This window comes from Dielma fastidiosa (assembly GCF_000313565.1).
Taxonomy (GTDB): Bacteria; Bacillota_I; Bacilli_A; order Erysipelotrichales; family Erysipelotrichaceae; genus Dielma; species Dielma fastidiosa.
On the sequence record NZ_HE578930.1, the window covers coordinates 36,369 to 54,154 of the forward strand.

Here is a 17,786-nt window from a genome sequence, read left to right on the forward strand (position 1 = left end):
ATCTTACATTATTTATGTAAGATTATGAGTATTGTTCCTTATTTTGCATTTTAAATCTTAGATTGAATTGATTGGTAAAGAACGGAATTAGCTTACCTAATGCAAAGATGGCTACAAAAGTGCCGATTGTCACCGAACCGCCTAAGATCATACCGGAAACAAGAAGCAGAATATCACATGTCCAGCGTATCATATGGAACGGCTTTTTCATTTTATCAACTAATCCTAAAATTAAAGCATCGTATGAAAATTTACCAAGATTTGCATCAATCATAGCCGCGATGCCGATTGCCATTAAAAGCAAACCGCATGCGAACATTACAAATGTGATCCAGCCTTGCTGGTGAGGAATCAAGCCCATAGCGAAATCAATTCCAAACTGGGTAAAAAAAGGTGTGATCAAGGTACCTAAACCAAGCTGACGCCAGTCAATGATGCCTGCCAGTATCAGCATACCGATCGCCGTGCAGGTACTTGCTGCCCCAACCGTTATATTAAAGGTTGATGATAAGCCGCCATAAAAGACCGTAATCGCGTCGGCTCCCCAGCCTGACTGATTGCACAGGCCGATCGCGAACCCATTTAAAGCAGCGCCGCCTATTAAAAAAAGCGCACGAAGAACAAGTTTATACATATTTATATTTTTCATAATTTCCTCCGTCACGATTCATGCTATTTTATCTATTATATCATTTTTTTGTAATCAAGTGCATTTTTTGCATGACGAAAAGTCTATCATTATCGATAGACTGTTTCTAATTTATTAACCCATAATATGATGGATAGCCGCTTCAACACTGTCAGCCTGATTAGCTGCCGCTTTAATGACTTTCAAATCCCCAGAAGAAATTGCAAAGCTATTATAAGCTTCAATCATAGGCAAATCGTTAAAGCTGTCACCAATAACAGTAACTGCTTCTCTTTCAAGACCAAGTGCTGACTGCAGACATTTAACTGCTTCAAGCTTACCGGTTCGATACGCTACAATATCAACAAAATGCGTATTCAGATATATCTGACAATTCAACTTTAAAGCTTCAGCCTGTGCGATAAACAAACTTGCTGTACTATCATCTCTGAATTCTATATTCACTGAATATAGCTGCTTCATTACCTCTCGCTGTTCAATCTGTGGTTCATAGGATGATGTTTTCATTTTATTCATGATCGAATCAGTATCCATAATATTAAAATACATCCCTGCTTTACCTGTCAAAGCATATCCTTTAATCTGAAATTTACTTATTAATTCAAACAATTCCTCCATTTCAATAGCAAGCGGATGATCGATCAAAACTTTGCCACATCGATCAATTAAATAAGCACCGTTATATGCTCCGAGAAAATCATAATTAATCTTATGTTTGTCCAAATCGCACTTTAAATTAGACAATGATCTGCCGCTGATAAAAGCTAGATAATTATGTTTAGCATATTGATTTACAGCAGCCACATCGGCTTTTGAAATAACGCCATGCATTGAGATTGTACCGTCTACGTCAGAAACAAACAGCGCGGGTGCATGTTTTGATGGCAGAATACAAGCTTGGCATGTACGGCATTGCAGACAATCCGGTGATGCTTTCTTGCCATAATAATAAGCATTAACGAGATTGGGCTCACATAATAAAGCACGGCTCATTGAAATTGCAGCGATTGATGTCGTGCATAACAGTTTTTCTACAGCCTTCAGACTGCGTACACCCCCCACTAAAAATACTGGGATATTTACTTTTTCAGCAATCAGTGCCGCTTCTGATTGATAAAACAGCTCCCCTTTGCGTGCTGCATAATCACCCCCGCTTATCTCAATTGAATCAACGCCTGCTTTTGTTAATAAGCCGCATAATTCTAAAGCTTCATCAAAGCACATGCCATTAATATTAAAATCTGAACAATGCACTTTTACACTAATATGAAAATGCTTGGAAACTTGCTTATCAATTGCTTTTATCACTTCAACAAGCAAGCGAGCTCGATTGCTGATTGGGCCACCATACTCATCCATTCGCTGATTCATTCGAGGATCTAAAAATTGTGAAAACAAATACCCATGTGCGGCATGGATTTGTATACCGTCAAATCCACAACGCTCTGCACGTATAGCCGCAGTTACAAAAATATTAGTGATTGTCTTTAATCTTTCCTTGCTCATAGCTTCTGGAACCAATCCTGATGATATATGAGGTATAGCCGAAGCACTTTCAATACAGCCCAATGAGGACGAACTTCCGCCGTGAACAAGCTGAAGCAAAAGTTTTGTATCATAACAGTGAGCTAAAGCTGTCAGCCGCTGATACTCAGGTATAAAGCTGTCATCATAAAACCCAGCCATTCGTGATTTAACTTTAAAAGCTTCATCAGGATATGTATAGCCAGTAATAAGCATGGCTGCGCCACCTTGCGCCAGTTTCTCATAATGCTGATAATAAGCTTCACTCAAATGGCCATTATCCAAACAAAGACGTTCTGACGTAGCTGATCGAATAAAACGGTTCTTTAATTCAATGTTTGTTAACCGCACGCTCTCAAAAGCCTTCATAAACTCTCCTTTCAAAAAAGAGTTGCCGAAACAACTCTTTAATACTGACCTGTATTATAAACAAAGGCATTCTCAACAACATTTTCGGGGTCATATTCCTCAAGAATCTTGCCATAGCGTTCCCTATAATCATTATCAACTTCTAATTGTGGAAAAACTAAACAGCCCTCTTCAAAGAAATGCTTTGAACCTCTTCCCATTGATTGACCGCGGCGAGTATGTTTATCAAGTGCAACATCCATGATTTCAGGCTTCCTGCCCATAGCAGCACTCTTTATAATAATATTTTTCAAAAAGTCACTAGACCGATCTTTTGTACTCATGCATAGAATTCGTATCGCATGGATAAAATACATCGGCTGGTCACCATCGTCATAAGGAAAGCTTTTTCGCATTTGATCTAAAGCATTTATCTGCACTGCCGCATCCAAATTGCCAAAACCGATATCCTCAACTGAAATTGTCAGCAACCGGCGCCATACCTTATCTAAGAAAATAGGTCCTGATGTATATAATTCATACGCATACTGACACGCCTCTTCAACCATTGAACGGCGGATTGCCTTTTGCAGACAGGAGATTATTTCATCAGCCGCGAAACCATTCCGTGTTTTAGAATCTGCCCAAATATTATAATTACTCACCTTTATTTCCTCGCTTTTCCTTATATACATCAATCAGTTCCATAACCATGATTTTGATTGTTTCTGCACTCATCAACTGATCCTCAGCATGTGCCATTAATAATGAAATCTGCGGATCAGATGTAGACATTTCATTTGTCAAAGTTTCTCCATGGGCATGATGTGCCCGGATAAATTCATCTTCACCTTCCTGAATTAACTTTAATGCTGCTTCTGTATTTCCTTCCTTATAATACATCAAACCTTGCATATAATATGATTTTGCCAAACCGGCATAGGTTATGATATGCATAGCCGTTTCAGATAATTTCTCAACATTTACCATAATTATTTCCTGCTTACTTATTCAGCAGGCTGAGAGCAAAATCCAATGCCTTCTCCCCGTCAGCCATCGCATAAGTACGTGGTTCAACACTAGCTACTGGTATATTAAGCTGAGACTGAATCGTACTAACCGCATATACCAACTGAGGCCCTACAAGACATACGTCCCATTTCCCCACTTCATCGCGAATTCCTGAATTAGCAACAGCCGTTATTTCTAAATCCATGCCTCTTTTACTTGCGGCTTCACGAATTTTCTTAACCAATATTGAACTGGACATACCTGCATTGCAGCATAATAATATTTTCATATAATTCTCCTTTTTTCATACCTAATAGATGGCTGATACAATTACTTTAATTCAGGCCAGTAACCCTTGTTTGCCTCAATCATATCATCAAGAATTGCTTTAGCTACGGTTGCACTAGGCACTGTCTTAGACAATGTAAGAGCCTGCCATAATTTATGATAACTGCCTTCCTGCCAAGCATCGACTGTCAGCTTTTCAACCGCAACCTGTTCTTCCATCAAGCCTTTTTGGAAAGTAGGAATCTTACCAATTGACAAAGGTTCATAACCATCTTTACCTACAATGCACGGAATCTCAACCATCGCTTCAGGGTCGAAATTCTCAATAGCTCCATTGTTTTGAACAATCAGCAGCATTCTTTCATGTGTATTAAATGCAAGTGCTGTCGCTAAATCAACAATAAATGATGCGTGAATACCAATTTCCAGACAGGTGCCAACTGCTGTACCGGCTTTTTCAATTCGCGCACACTCACCAAACACACGCTTTTCCCTTGTATCCATGACCTGATTCGCTCTTGTATAATTAGGATCTGAATGTTCTACAACATAGTCTGGAAATAAATAATATTTCAAATAAGAGTTTGGTACTAATGTCGGATCAACCGCCACAATATCCTTAACTTTTCTTGCTGTTTCCTGCCAGCTGTCATCTGTAAAATTGCCGCCGCCATCTGTCATACAATTGCCATATTTTAACTGATGTTCAAGCAGCTTCGGCAGTAACTCATTACCTTCTTTATCTTTAACTGATGTCCACCAGCCAAAATGATTAAGACCAAAATAACGTACATCAAGCTCTTTTCTTGATGCTACTCCTAAAATTTCTGCCATTGTATTTTCCATACCAATTGGCATATCACAAATATTAATCACCCTTGAATTAGGTTTCAAACGCCGGCATGCTTCTGCAACAATAGCAGCTGGATTGGAATAGTTCAGCATCCAGCAATTGGGTGAATATTTCTCCATGTATTCAATATTCTCAAGCACACCGCCGATTGAACGCATACCATATGCAATGCCGCCTGGGCCGCAAGTTTCTTGACCGACTACGCCATGCTTCAGCGAGATTTTTTCATCCATCTCGCGCATTGGCAGCTGACCTACACGGATATGAGCAAGACAGAAGTCAACATCCGTATATGCTAATTCCGGATCAGTGGTTGCCAAAAATTCAATACTTGGATCTTTTTCCTTTACAATAATCTCACAAGCCTTTGCTAATTTGTTCTGACGTTCTTCATCATTATCATATAATTTTATCTTGCGAAGCGGCAGCTTGTCGAGATTATCTAATAACATTAAAATGATTTCCGGCGTATAAGTGCTGCCTCCGCCTGCAATTACAACTGATGATTTCTTTTTCATATTTATTTCCTCTCTTTCTATTTGAAACAATAAAGAGATACATTGAATGTTAGATTTTATTGTCATCGTGATTATATCAAAGCTGTCTGCCTTAAACAAATATTCAATTTCCTACCGCTTAGGAAACGTTTTAAATAACCCTTGCAGTGACTTTTAACTCTATGTGATATCGGAAGAATGGGATTGCTTTGCCTAGATAATAAATGGCGATAAAAGTACCCACAGTAACCTTGCCGCCAAGTAAAAATCCAACAGCTAATAAACCTGTATCAAACACCCATCGAATTGGCGCATATGAAAATCCGCAGCGATTTACTAAACCTAAAAGCAGTGCATCATATGAGCTTTTGCCTAGATTCATTGAAACCATAAGTGCAATTCCCAGTGCAATGAATGTAATTCCTACCGCAAAATAGAGAAATCCAATCATACCGCCAGCTGCGCCTTGAAGCAACCACATTGATAGATCAATACCATACTGCGTAAAAAAGGGGGCAATAATGGTTCCCAATCCAAGCTGCCGCCAATCAATCAGTGCTGCCGCTCCAACCATTGTAAGCGCCGTCCATTTGCTGGCTTCACCCACCGATATATTTGCTGTCTTCGCAAGCCCGTCATAGAAAACAGTGATTGAGTCTGCTCCCCAACCGGAGCGGTTGCATACACCAATTGCAGCACCTGTGATAAATGCACCTAGTATCAAAAAACAAAATCGTTTTATATACTGCGCTAAATACACTTTATTCATATTCAACCCTCTCTGTCTGATGGCAGAATTATTGAATCGAACCAGATAAATTGATTAATGCAGATAAGAACTTATTATTATCTGTTGCCTCGATCAACATTTTCATTGATTGCTTATTTGCGGCAATCTGTTTAAAAATCTGAAACAACACGCGAACATCATCATTCTGCTTACGTTCAATTGCTAAAGTGAAAATTAACTGTACTGAACGGCCATCTTTCAACAACGGTTTCTTTAATATTGCAACTGAAACAGCTGTCTTATTAGCAAATGTCATAAGCGGATGAGGAATCATAAAAAGATCATTAACAAAGGTCGGATAATTAATTTCCCTTTGTAAAACGTCCTTTGCAAATTCTTCTGCATCATTGATTTTATTGTACGTTTCCAGCTTCTGAGCCATATCGGTAATAATTGATTCAAACGTCGTTTTATCTTCATAAATCTTAATCATTTCCGGACTAAAATGTTTTTTTACAACTTCTCTGAATCTTTGACTGATTCTGATTGTATGAATCATATCATTCAAAAGCAATTGATCTTGTGAACTTGGCAAGCTGTTAATTTTATAAGTTGGAATAATTGGATGTAGTGCCATATCATTAGTCGATAATATCAAATCAACCGCATTTTCATTCACATAACTAGCTAGAGAATGAATCGGCAGTACGGTCTGAACATTTAACTGATTGCTGAAGTTATTTTTCAGCCAATTCAACAGAATATGGGAAACACTAAGCCGTGCTGAACTGATTAAGATCACATTTAATTTTTGATTTACATTCTCAAGAAAATGCTCTAAATAGATTGCAATGTATGAAATTTCATCATCCTGAACATAGGTGTTTTTATATTTATACACGATATGAACAATTAACATAGAAATTTCATAAGCATATGGATATTTTTTCTTTACATCATCAAGAATTGGATTCAATAACTGAAACCCATTTTCAAGACGGCGCAGCATATATTCAAAATGAGCCAGCATATTCAAATAAAGTGCTTCTGAAGTACGCAAATCAAAATTGTATTTATCCAATACTTCCTGACAGAATTCATCTAATACATGTATACTGAAATTGCTGATATCACTTTCATCCTTTTCATCATTTAATTTGAATGTATGCAGAAATTGATTCAAAGAATACATATCCTGAGGATAAAGCGACCATTGTGCTTGTATGAGTACATCAATCAGCCTTTTCACATTACTATCTATACCGCTATTTTCTACCTCTGCGGCTCGATAATCGTATTGGTTTCTGACAATCGCGATATAAATAGCACTTGCGGCCATAATCAAATTACCATCCGTCAGCATTACACCTTGTTCATTAAAATAATGTTTGATTTGTTCTAATAAATATTCATATTCACTTTGATCATAGGCATCCGGCAGTAAATCTTTAAGATAATGTGTACCCGCGGATTCTTTAATTAAAACTTCATCTTTAATGATTTTGAACATTAATTCCCGTATTTTATGTTCATCCTCAATAATGCGTACATACGATCCAGATATATTTAAAAGTTCAATTCCATATTTCTTTTTCAGCTGCTGCTGTAATTTAAGAATATCTTTATACACCGTTTGTGATGAAACATAGAGTCGTTCACCAATTTCATCAAGTTCCATATCTTCATCAAAAAGCAGTAAGCCAAGGATCGCATAACGTCTTTTTTCACTATCTGTATCTTCATTTTCGAGATTGCGATATTTGAATAAAAAATCTCGGACAAACTGGATATTTTCTGCTTGAAAATAATAACCACTCTTTTTCGATGATTTAATGCAGCATTCATTCTGCCAGCGATCATTAATTTCACCTATTTCATGACGGATTGTTCTGGAAGACACACTTAAAAGCTCGGCGATTTTAGAACCGTGAATACCTTGAGTATTGTTGAATATCAGCTCGATGATTTTAAGTTGTCTCCCAGTGAACATGTAATTTCTCCCGTCTCTAGTTATTATTAGCTGCTTCGCTTGCCTGTTCCCGTTTCAGTTCTTCCGCTTCCATCGTTTTGAAGAATGGCAGATAGAATAAGGTCATAAGAATCAGACATACGAATACGAAGATTACTGAACGCCAGTCAAGAGTCATTAAGAAGGCCCCGACACCTGGCGGCAAGAATCCTGGCGGATTAGCAATTGGCATTCCAATAAAGCCTGTATTCATAACGAAGTAGGTCATAGCAGTGATAACCAACGGTCCGAATACAAACGGAATCAGCATATATGGATTCAAAATGATTGGAAGACCAAATATAACAGGTTCATTTATGCCAAATAATGAAGGTACTAATGCTACTTTTCCCATTGAACTAAAGGCTTTTGATTTTGACTTCATCATAAGGAATACTAGACCTAATGTCAGACCTGATCCACTTACTTGAAGAATATTATAATATAAACCAAATGTAAAGATATGACTTACAGGAGCTCCAGCGGCAAAATTAGCAATATTTTCAGCTCCATAAGCTATAGCAAACGGTGCCCATACAGCTGATGTAATTGAAGGTCCATGTAACCCAAAGAACCAAAGCAGCTGAGTAAAAAAGATAACGGTTAATAATGCAGGTAATGAATCCATTGAACTAATTGCTGGTGCAAGCAGACTCATAACAAGTGCTGGGAATACTTTACCGCTCATTGCCAAAGACAGATTAGCAATTATTACAGCAACAATAACATTAATAACTAGTGGAATTAATGTTTTAAAGCTTTCACCAACCATTTCCGGTACGCTGTCAGGCAGTTTAATATATACGTGATGTTTAAGCAGCAGTCTTGAAACTTCTACTGATAAAATTGCTGAAACAATACTTGTAAATAAGCCTGATGCACCTAGATACTCAATGCCGATACCGCCTTCAATAGCAACACCGGACAAAATCAAATGGACTGCAATTGAAGTAATACCTGATCTTGATGCGTTCATGTCATAACGTTTTGCGAGTGCGGAAGCAATGAAATAAGCCGCATAGACAGAAAGTATATCATTTGTATACAATGAGGCATAGGTGAAAATACTGATATTATTAGCTAGGAATTCATAAATAGGACCACTTCCAAGCAAATTCATAAATGCAATTGGCAGTAAGCAAATTGATCCAATGATAACAATAGGAATATCGGCAATCATTCCATCCTTAATAGCTTGAAGGTGCTTTTGCTGTTCTACCTTATTTGCAATTGGCATTAGGTATTTCATCAACACATTTTGTAGTGTATTCATAATAGTTTCCCTATCTCCTTTTCAAAACAATTACGCTTCGTCGACACTTATTAATTGTTGATTCCAGTATAAAAGACTCTTATTCTTACCGCAAATATTTAATTTCCTAAGTGTGTGGAAATTGTAAGGATAATCAATGCAAATAAATGATTTCCTATCCATAGGGAAAACTGTAAAAATACCGCAGTTTCCTGCGGTATTCTTTATTTAGTTAATTTATCAGCAACATACAGGCCATTCGCGGCAGCCTGTGACAAGGAGCGGGTAAAACCAGCGCCGTCACCAATTGCATAAATATTCTCACAGCCCTTAATTGCAAAATCCTCACATTCAGGACGAGCCGAATAATATTTGCACTCAATACCATAAAGCAGTGTATCATAATTCGCTGTACCCGGCGCTATTACATCAAGCGCATGCAATGTCTCTACAATATTATCCAGTTGGCGTTTTGGCAGACAGAGACTTAAATCACCCGGCACCGCATTTAATGTCGGCTGCAGTGATGATTCACGAAGACGTTTTTCCGTAGTTCGGCGGCCATCCTCCAAATCACCCAAGCGCTGTACCAGCACACTGCCGCCAGAAATCAAATTAGCCAGCGAAGCAACATGACGCGCATAGGTAATCGGTTCCTTAAATGGTTCAGTAAAACGAATCGTTGACAGCAAGGCAAAGTTAGAGTTCTCGGTTTTGCGTGACTGATCACGATAGCTGTGGCCATTGACAGTCAGCACTCCGTCAGTGAACTCCGTAACTACTTGACCCCGTTCATTAAAACAGAACATTCTAGTAACATCGCCGTATTTCTGTGAACGATACCAAATTTTAGGTTCATAGATTTTTTTAGAAAAATCTTCCCACACCATGCTTGGAACTTCTACTCGCACACCAATATCCACTTGATTATTCTCAAGCTTGATATCATTTTCACGGCACCATTTTGAGAAGAAACGGCTGCCCACACGGCCTACTGCGAATACAATTTTCTCTGCCTCCACAAAATGCTCGCCGCCGGCATGCTGAACACGAACGATGTGACTATCCTTATCCACATCCACAACATTAGCACCGGTAATAATTTCTACCTTACCTTCTAAAGACTCGATCAGCTTACGCATTGTATCGAAATTAGAATCTGTACCCAAGTGTTTAAGCTGAGCCTGTGACATGTGAAGATCATGCTGGAGACAAAGCTTCTTTAATTCATTATTAGGCATATAGCGTTCCTCAGTAGCACCAAAGGAAACGAGGACCTTATCTGCCTGTTCAATATAATCAATAACCGTTTCCGGCTTTAAAAAATCAGTCAGCCAGCCGCCATATTCGGTTGATATTACATACTTGCCATCTGAGAATGCACCCGCGCCTGCCATTCCCTCCATGATTGAACAAGATGGACATTTTACACATTTTTCTACTTTCTTCGCTACGATTGGACATTGTCTTTTAGTAATAGCATTCCCCTTCTCAAAGATTGCCACCTGTAAAGACGGATCATTCTCCACCAGACGATAAGCAGTCATTATACCGCCGATACCACCGCCGATTATTACCACATCATATTTATTTTTCACGAAAAAAAGCCTCCTTTTACGGTTTAACCCATCGTTCATTAAAACAAGTAAAAGGTCAATTGTCAACATGTAAATATTTTCAATCAAACATAATAAACTATGAGTCTCAATGTTCACTGCTGATTTTTAAACAATGTATACAAAAGCAAACAGAATCACACGGATAACTGCTTCATTTATATAAACATAACAAGAAACACTTTTGATGTACAATGGTTTATGTTTCGAACATTTTTTAAATCATCAAACCAGCTTTATGGTAATTATGCAAATGTGTAGGCTGACTAAACAATTCAACCATGATACAATAGACACAGAGGTGATCCAAATGAAAATAGGTACGATTGGAACTGGTTTTATTGTCGAATGGTTTCTAACCGCGGTAGAGCATAATGAAAATTGCGAATGCCTGGCTGTTTTTTCAAGAAAAGAAGAAACAGGCCGCGCGCTGGCTGATAAGTTTAATGTTAAGAAAGTATATACCGATTTTGAAGAGATGCTGAAGGATGAGGAAATAGATTTTATCTATATTGCTTCACCTAACAGTCTGCATTACAGTTACGCTTTAAAAGCACTAGAAGCTGGCAAGAATGTCATTGGTGAAAAACCGTTTACCAGCAATGTCAGAGAATGTCAGGAACTGATCCGCTTGGCAAAGGAAAAACATTTATTCCTTTTTGAAGCTATCACAACGATTCATCTGCCGAATTTTAAACGTCTGAAAGAAAAAATCGGTGAGCTGGGGCCTTTGAAAATGGTTCAGTGTAATTTCTCACAATATTCAAGAAAGTATGATCAATTTTTAGCAGGCGAATCGCCGAATGTATTCACAACTAAATTCTCTGGCGGCGCTTTGATGGATATTAATGTCTATAATACTAATTTTATTATGGGCTTGTTTGGCAAACCAAAGAAAATCAATTATTTCGCAAATCTAGCTCACAATGGCATCGATACTTCCGGCGTATTGATTTTCACATATGATGGGTTCTATGCTGAAGCAGTTGGCTGCAAGGATACAAAGAGTCATAATATGGCACAGATCCAAGGCGAAAAGGGATATATGCTGATTGAAGGTGAAACAAGCCGCTGCCGGCAGGTTGAAATTCACTTGAATGATCGTGAAGAAGTTGAAATCATCAATGATCAGGAAGATATTACTGCATTGTATTATGAGATGAAGGATTTCTTAAAGATTGTAGAAGCAAAAGATTATGACGCTTGTTACAAGCTGCTTGATTATTCACTGAGCGTTTGTGAAGTGATGGAAGCCGCAAGAAAAGATGCTGGCATTGTATTTGATGCTGATAAATAATAGTTAAAATTTAAAAACTGCACAGTCAAGTAACATTTGGCTGTGCAGTTATAGTATTTCATTAAAAAGGCAAATCTTCTTCTGATATGTTATCAATATACGAATCCTTTTTAAGATATTTGTTGATAATATCATCAGGAATTGGAATATCATATTCAATCAATAGAATAATAAGTTTCTTTATATCATTTCTCTGCTGTTCGGCAGTGTCCAATGCTTCATAATATATATAATCGAACTCATCAAAGCATTCACTGTTATTGTTATTTTTCTTTTTTTTACTCATAAGCCTACTCTTTTCTCAGTATCTATTTTCAATGGCTATATTATATCTCGAATATTTATCTATATTTTCTATCAAAATGAAATCCCTGTATAACTTATACAAGCTTGCGTCTTTGCCACTTGCCGCTTTTGAAGCGTAAAACAAAGAATAATAGCCGTACAATCCAATCCAGATACATCGCAAACCATACGCCCATAACTCCCATGTTCATGTACTGGGCAAAAACATAGGCGCTGCCAACACGGAAGATCCACATGGATAATACAGATACAATCATCGTATAACGGGCATCGTTTGCCGCGCGCAGACCATTTGGGAAGGTAAAGCTGGCTGGCCAGAAAATAACACATGCAATACAGAAGGATACCGCCAGCTCTCTGGCAATAGTCATTGTTTCTGGTGATAGCTGATAAAGACGGAAGATAAACGGCAATGACAGATAAGTGAGGGCTGCTGTAACAAAGATGCAGACATAAGCAATGCCTGTCAGTTTTTTCATGTAATAAGCCGCTTCCTCTGGTTTACCGGCTCCCATGCATTGTCCGACCACCGTAACTAAGGCTAAACCAATCGCAGCCGCTGGAATCGTACAGACAGAGGCCATTGTAGAACCAACAGAATTAGCCGCAATTGCGCTTAAGCCAAAGGTTGATACCAAGCTTTGCACTAAAATCTTGCCCAATTGAAAGATACCATTCTCCATACCGCTTGGCAAACCGACAGCCAGGATTTTACTTACTAAAGAATTACTCCATTCAAAATGCAAGTATTTCTTGATATGAATTGGGTTCTCTTCTTTTTTCAGCAGTACGAGCATGATAACGGCACCTGTCAAACGTGAAACAAGCGTTGAAATCGCCGCACCGGCAACTCCCATCTGTAATGGGAAAATCATAATGTAATTACCGACAATATTCTCAACATTAGTGATCATTGAGACCTTCATGCTGACTTTAGAATCACCCATCGCTCTAAACAGAGATGCCCCTGAATTATACAAAGCAAGAAATGGATAAGATATTGCTGTTATAAAGAAATAAGTTGTTGCATTACCCATAACCTCAGCATCAACACTGCCAAAGACAAAACCTAAAAGCGGCTTGCAGAAAAGCATGGAGCCTATTGCCAATGCTAATGCAAAAATCAAGCTTGAATAAATCAGCTGCTTTGCTGATTTACTTGCATTTTCAGGCTCCTGTTTACCCAAATACTGACTCGCTACCACCGCCCCGCCGGTAGCTAAAGCGGCAAGTACATTTATAATTAAAATATTGATGCTGTCTGCCAAATTCACCCCTGAAATAGCCGCTTCACCACAACTGGATACCATGATCATATCCATCATACCCATAAATACTGCCAGAAATTGTTCAATTACCAATGGAATAATCAAACGTTTCAATGCCGCATTATCAAATAATTTCCTATCCATCCCTGCGCCTCTTTTCATAATCTTGATTGATTAACGATATAATTGATAATTATACATCAATTCAAAAATGAAAAAAATGCTTACTGAGCATGTAAACGCTATCAGTATAGATTTTATATTGCACTATTAAAAATGAAAACTTATATTCACTTTCATCAGCTGCTCTGGCTGAATTGATAATAGGTACTTGCAAAGTGTTTAAAATCATGTTAAACATAGAATGTTAAATTCAGTTGACAAAGTGACAACCAAATCTGGTAGATGCACTTCATCAGTTTGATTACAATATTGGGGAGGTGAAGGAATGAATCTTGGTGAAAAGATATATGAACTTAGAAAACAACAAAATTTAAGTCAGGAAGAATTAGGTGATAAGCTTAATGTATCAAGACAGACTATTTCTAAATGGGAACGAAATGAAAGTACACCCGATCTTGATAAGATTGTTCCGCTTTGTGATTTATTCAATTTATCAGTAGATGAATTGCTTCAGGTTAAGAAAATTGAAAAATCAAAATCAGAAATGCAATCTTCGTCAAAGACATATCCAATGAAAAAGCTGTTAAGAATCAGCTCAGTCATTTTGTTTGCAATCGCTATTCTTGCCATTCCACTGATGCTAGAATTTAAACTCTCTGACAATTTAATGGCAATAATGACAGTTGGACTGTTATTTGCAGCTTGTCTTTTATTAACCCTTTCATTCATAAAAAAATAATTTCCTCTCACCTTAGAAAGAGGAACATTTATGAAAATTCAAAAAAATATCTTAATCTTTTTAATATTTACAGGATTATTTTTAGCCGTTTTAAGTGGTATATACATTCAATCTATGAAACCATCAGTGCTGACAATTTTGATGCTCACACCAACTATAAGCTGTATTCTGACTCAGCAAATTACTCATCAGCCACTTAATTTTAAGCAACTGAAGCCAGACTTATCTAAAAATAAAAAGATTTTTTTAATTGTATATTTTGCTACTCCTTTGCTCGCTTTCGGTGGTGCTTTTATTTATTTTACCTTATTCCCTAATCATTTCGATCCACTCCATTCTGAAATTGCCAAACAGTGGCAGTTGACAGGCAGTTCAGCTTATTTTAGTCAGTTAATGGTAATGCTGCCATTAGCCGTCTTGATGAATCCAATCGGCGGAATACTGCAATGTCTAGGCGAAGAATTTGCATGGCGTGGTTTCCTGCTGCCAGCACTGGCTGAACAGATAGGACGTTTTAAAGGAGTTTTAGTAAGTGGTACAATTTGGGGAATTTGGCATGCTCCAATCATCTTAACTGGTTTCAATTATGGTACTGAACACCCTGTGCTTGGTATGTTAGCCATGATTTTGTTTTGCATAGTAGTAAGTGGTTTGTCCTCTTGGCTCTATTTCAAGACTAGTAATCTTTGGCCTTCTATCATATTCCATGCTGCCTTGAATGCCATTGATAAAATTACTCCTGTGAAGCTGTTTATGAGTCAGCCTGCTAATTCTTTTATTGGGCCAAATCTAACCGGTATCATTGGGGGCAGCCTATTCATTTTTATTTCATGCATCTGCTACTCTTTACTTTATAAAGAAGAGTACGTTAAAGCAAAAAAAGGATATGTGGATATACCTATTTGCCTGAAATAATAATATAGTTCAGATGTTGATTTCCAAGCATATTTGCGTATATAAAAAGCACCTAAACATTAGTTAAAGTGCTTTTTCTTGTTATATCCTCAATTCTTCATTAAGTATATCTTATCTTCATAATGCTAAGAGAATTTCTTGCGTTCTTTGTTTTACCTTCTCTGATTTTTTGTTCTGACATTTCAAATTCTTTATATAGATTCTGACAAAGCTCATAATATTTAACACTCATGATCGTTATATCCTTTTTTAATGGTTCTTTGACTTTATGGCACAATTCTGAGAATTTTACTGAGTATTATAAATCTTTTGAAACAATCTTCGGCACAAGCTGTCCTCCCCTTAGCTATGATTTAATTAGACCATTATTAATGCTTTCCCATCACAATAAAAACAGGCAATAAATTACCGCCTGTCTCATTCAACGCTTCTTATTTATTGATTTTCCTTGATCCATTGATAAAATCTTGAATAAGGCTCATCCTTGATAATACAATCGGCCATTTTTCCGACCATAAATAAATGATTGCCATTAAAATCGATAGCCGGGCCTACATGTTCTGCCGCATCCTGAGCATAAGTCCAAACGCCGCCCAGCTGCTGAATCAAAACAGTACCCGCATACCCTGCAAACAGCTTTGAAAACTCAGCCAAATCCGCTTCCTTTAACTCACCTGTCTGATAAGCTAAATGTGCCGCATGCAGGATTTCATCAAACTGAAGCAAGCTGCTTTCACTGCCGTCCAGTTCAAACTGAAATTCTTCATCAGCCAGCTTTATACAATCCAATGCATACCCAAGGAACATACACTCGCACATATTAACTGTCTGGCCGTCTTCCTGAAGTGCTTTTCTTAAGCGTTCAAACTGATTCCTTACGCTTTCATAATAAGATTGATTCATAAATCCTCCTAGGCATTCAGACACTGGTTTACACGTTTTAATGTTTCCTCTTTACCAATCATCAGAATTGAGTTTTTAAGATCCGGGCCATGCAGAGACGTTGTAACCGCGACACGGATACCCATGAATAACGGCTTTCCTTTAATGCCAGTATTAACCTGAACCTGTTTGATTGCCGCTGCCAAACCATCAACGCTCCACTCCTCAAGCATCTCAAGCTGACGCTTAAATTCACTTAATACCGCGGCTTCAGTTTCCCATGCCAGAACTTCTTTCGCTTCATCATTATAGGTAATGGACTGCTTAAAGAAAATTTCCGTCAATTCTACAATTTCCTGTCCATAGGATAACTGTTCCTGATACAGTGCCACTAACTGCTTCAGCCATTCATCGCTGATATTGCTGCAGTCATAAGCTTTTTTCAAATAAGGAATACATAAGGCCGCGCATTCTTCCAGTGTCAATTTTTTAATATAACGATTATTTACCCAAGCCAGTTTATGCTTATCAAACATCGAAGGTGCCTTAGATAAACGTTTTTCAGAGAATTGTTCAATCAATTCCTCTTTAGTGAATATTTCCTCCGTACCCTCAGGTGACCAGCCTAATAAAGCCATGAAGTTAAACATTGCTTCCGGCAGATAGCCGGCTTCATCATATTGGGAAACATACTGCATGATGCTGTTATCACGTTTCGACAGCTTCTTATGCTGTTCATTCACAATTAAGGTCATATGACCGTATTCAGGAGCTTCCCATCCCATCATTTCATAAACCATCAGCTGTTTCGGTGTATTAGAAATATGCTCCTCACCGCGGAATACATGGGTAATTTCCATTAAATGATCATCAACGACAACCGCAAAATTATAAGTTGGAATGCCATTAGATTTCACAATAACCCAATCGCCGATATCCTTAGACTCAACATTGATCTTACCTCGAATCATATCCTTCCACGTATAATGCTTACCCTCCGGCACGCGCAGACGAATCACATAAGGCAGTCCCGCCGCTTCTTTTTCGGCGATTTCTTCTGGGGTTAAATAAGCGCATTTGCGGTTATACATCGGTGCGATGCCAGCCGCTTCCTGAGCTTCCTTCTCTGCCTGCAGCTCCTCACTGGTACAGAAGCACTTGTAAGCCAGCCCCCGATCTAATAATTCATCAATGACTGCTTTGTATAGATCCAGCCTTTCCATCTGCCGATAAGGGCCATAGTTCCCTGGCTTCAACGGTGATTCATCAGGTTCCATTCCCAACCAGCGCAGATAATGCAGCTGACTTTCTTCACCGCCCTCAACATTGCGCTCAACATCGGTATCTTCAATCCGCAAAACAAAATCGCCATGATAATGCTTCGCAAACAGATAATTAAACATTGCTGTTCTGGCATTGCCAATATGTAAAAATCCCGTAGGACTTGGTGCGTATCTTACTCTAACTCGCTTTTCCATTC

General features: G+C 38.1%; 17 protein-coding genes. 3 read left to right on the top strand and 14 right to left on the bottom strand.

Translation table 11 applies throughout. From position 1 onward, the window contains the following. Positions 1-22 precede the first annotated feature (22 nt). From DAHG_RS14910 to DAHG_RS14955, 10 genes are all read right to left on the bottom strand, one after another. The gene (locus DAHG_RS14910; RefSeq protein ID WP_022939151.1) at positions 23-649 is read right to left on the bottom strand and encodes a YczE/YyaS/YitT family protein; all 627 of its coding nucleotides are present in this window, start codon (positions 647-649) and stop codon (positions 23-25) included. A 114-nt stretch (positions 650-763) separates the two neighbouring features. Then, the gene (locus DAHG_RS20665) at positions 764-2,542 is read right to left on the bottom strand and encodes an HAD-IIB family hydrolase (RefSeq protein ID WP_022939152.1); all 1,779 of its coding nucleotides are present in this window, start codon (positions 2,540-2,542) and stop codon (positions 764-766) included. Positions 2,543-2,580: 38 nt separating this feature from the next. Then, a complete protein-coding gene (locus DAHG_RS14920; RefSeq protein ID WP_022939153.1) occupies positions 2,581-3,186 on the bottom strand; it encodes a hypothetical protein in 606 nt (201 codons plus the stop codon). After that, positions 3,179-3,511: a PTS lactose/cellobiose transporter subunit IIA gene (locus DAHG_RS14925; RefSeq protein ID WP_022939154.1), complete on the bottom strand. Its 333-nt coding sequence runs from the start codon at positions 3,509-3,511 to the stop codon at positions 3,179-3,181. Before DAHG_RS14925 ends, DAHG_RS14920 begins: the two co-directional genes overlap by 8 nt. 13 nt (positions 3,512-3,524) lie before the next feature. Next, positions 3,525-3,821, bottom strand: a complete 297-nt coding sequence (locus DAHG_RS14930) for a PTS sugar transporter subunit IIB (RefSeq protein ID WP_022939155.1) — start codon at positions 3,819-3,821, stop codon at positions 3,525-3,527. 41 nt (positions 3,822-3,862) lie between these two features. Next, a complete protein-coding gene (locus tag DAHG_RS14935; protein WP_022939156.1) occupies positions 3,863-5,191 on the bottom strand; it encodes a 6-phospho-alpha-glucosidase in 1,329 nt (442 codons plus the stop codon). Between the two features lie 130 nt (positions 5,192-5,321). After that, complete coding sequence (locus tag DAHG_RS14940) at positions 5,322-5,939, bottom strand: YczE/YyaS/YitT family protein (protein ID WP_022939157.1); 618 nt, start codon at positions 5,937-5,939, stop codon at positions 5,322-5,324. 28 nt (positions 5,940-5,967) lie between these two features. Next, positions 5,968-7,890, bottom strand: coding sequence for a BglG family transcription antiterminator (locus DAHG_RS14945; protein ID WP_022939158.1), 1,923 nt, complete (start codon positions 7,888-7,890; stop codon positions 5,968-5,970). Between the two features lie 16 nt (positions 7,891-7,906). After that, a complete protein-coding gene (locus DAHG_RS14950) occupies positions 7,907-9,181 on the bottom strand; it encodes a PTS sugar transporter subunit IIC (RefSeq protein ID WP_022939159.1) in 1,275 nt (424 codons plus the stop codon). A 203-nt stretch (positions 9,182-9,384) separates the two neighbouring features. After that, complete coding sequence (locus DAHG_RS14955) at positions 9,385-10,758, bottom strand: NAD(P)/FAD-dependent oxidoreductase (protein WP_022939160.1); 1,374 nt, start codon at positions 10,756-10,758, stop codon at positions 9,385-9,387. 328 nt (positions 10,759-11,086) lie between these two features. Here DAHG_RS14955 and DAHG_RS14960 point away from each other — a divergent pair, with 328 nt between their 5' ends. After that, a complete protein-coding gene (locus DAHG_RS14960; protein ID WP_022939161.1) occupies positions 11,087-12,073 on the top strand; it encodes a Gfo/Idh/MocA family protein in 987 nt (328 codons plus the stop codon). A gap of 61 nt (positions 12,074-12,134) precedes the next feature. On the opposite strand, the gene DAHG_RS14965 is transcribed toward DAHG_RS14960, so the two are convergent. After that, positions 12,135-12,359, bottom strand: a complete 225-nt coding sequence (locus DAHG_RS14965) for a hypothetical protein (protein WP_022939162.1) — start codon at positions 12,357-12,359, stop codon at positions 12,135-12,137. Positions 12,360-12,453: 94 nt separating this feature from the next. Further along, positions 12,454-13,791 carry an MATE family efflux transporter gene (locus DAHG_RS14970; protein ID WP_022939163.1) on the bottom strand — a complete coding sequence of 446 codons (1,338 nt, stop codon included), beginning with the start codon at positions 13,789-13,791 and terminating at the stop codon, positions 12,454-12,456. Between the two features lie 304 nt (positions 13,792-14,095). Here DAHG_RS14970 and DAHG_RS19885 point away from each other — a divergent pair, with 304 nt between their 5' ends. After that, entirely contained in the window at positions 14,096-14,509 is a 414-nt protein-coding gene (locus tag DAHG_RS19885; RefSeq protein ID WP_022939164.1) for a helix-turn-helix domain-containing protein, read from the top strand. Positions 14,510-14,539: 30 nt separating this feature from the next. Then, positions 14,540-15,424 carry a CPBP family intramembrane glutamic endopeptidase gene (locus DAHG_RS19890; RefSeq protein ID WP_022939165.1) on the top strand — a complete coding sequence of 295 codons (885 nt, stop codon included), beginning with the start codon at positions 14,540-14,542 and terminating at the stop codon, positions 15,422-15,424. Between the two features lie 435 nt (positions 15,425-15,859). Here the strand turns inward: DAHG_RS19890 and DAHG_RS14990 are convergent, their stop codons facing one another. Beyond that, positions 15,860-16,327 (bottom strand): hypothetical protein, encoded by a 468-nt coding sequence (locus DAHG_RS14990; protein WP_022939167.1) that lies wholly within the window; start codon positions 16,325-16,327, stop codon positions 15,860-15,862. Between the two features lie 8 nt (positions 16,328-16,335). Next, on the bottom strand, positions 16,336-17,784 hold the full coding sequence (gene gltX, locus DAHG_RS14995) for a glutamate--tRNA ligase (protein WP_022939168.1): 1,449 nt from the start codon (positions 17,782-17,784) through the stop codon (positions 16,336-16,338). Positions 17,785-17,786 lie beyond the last annotated feature (2 nt).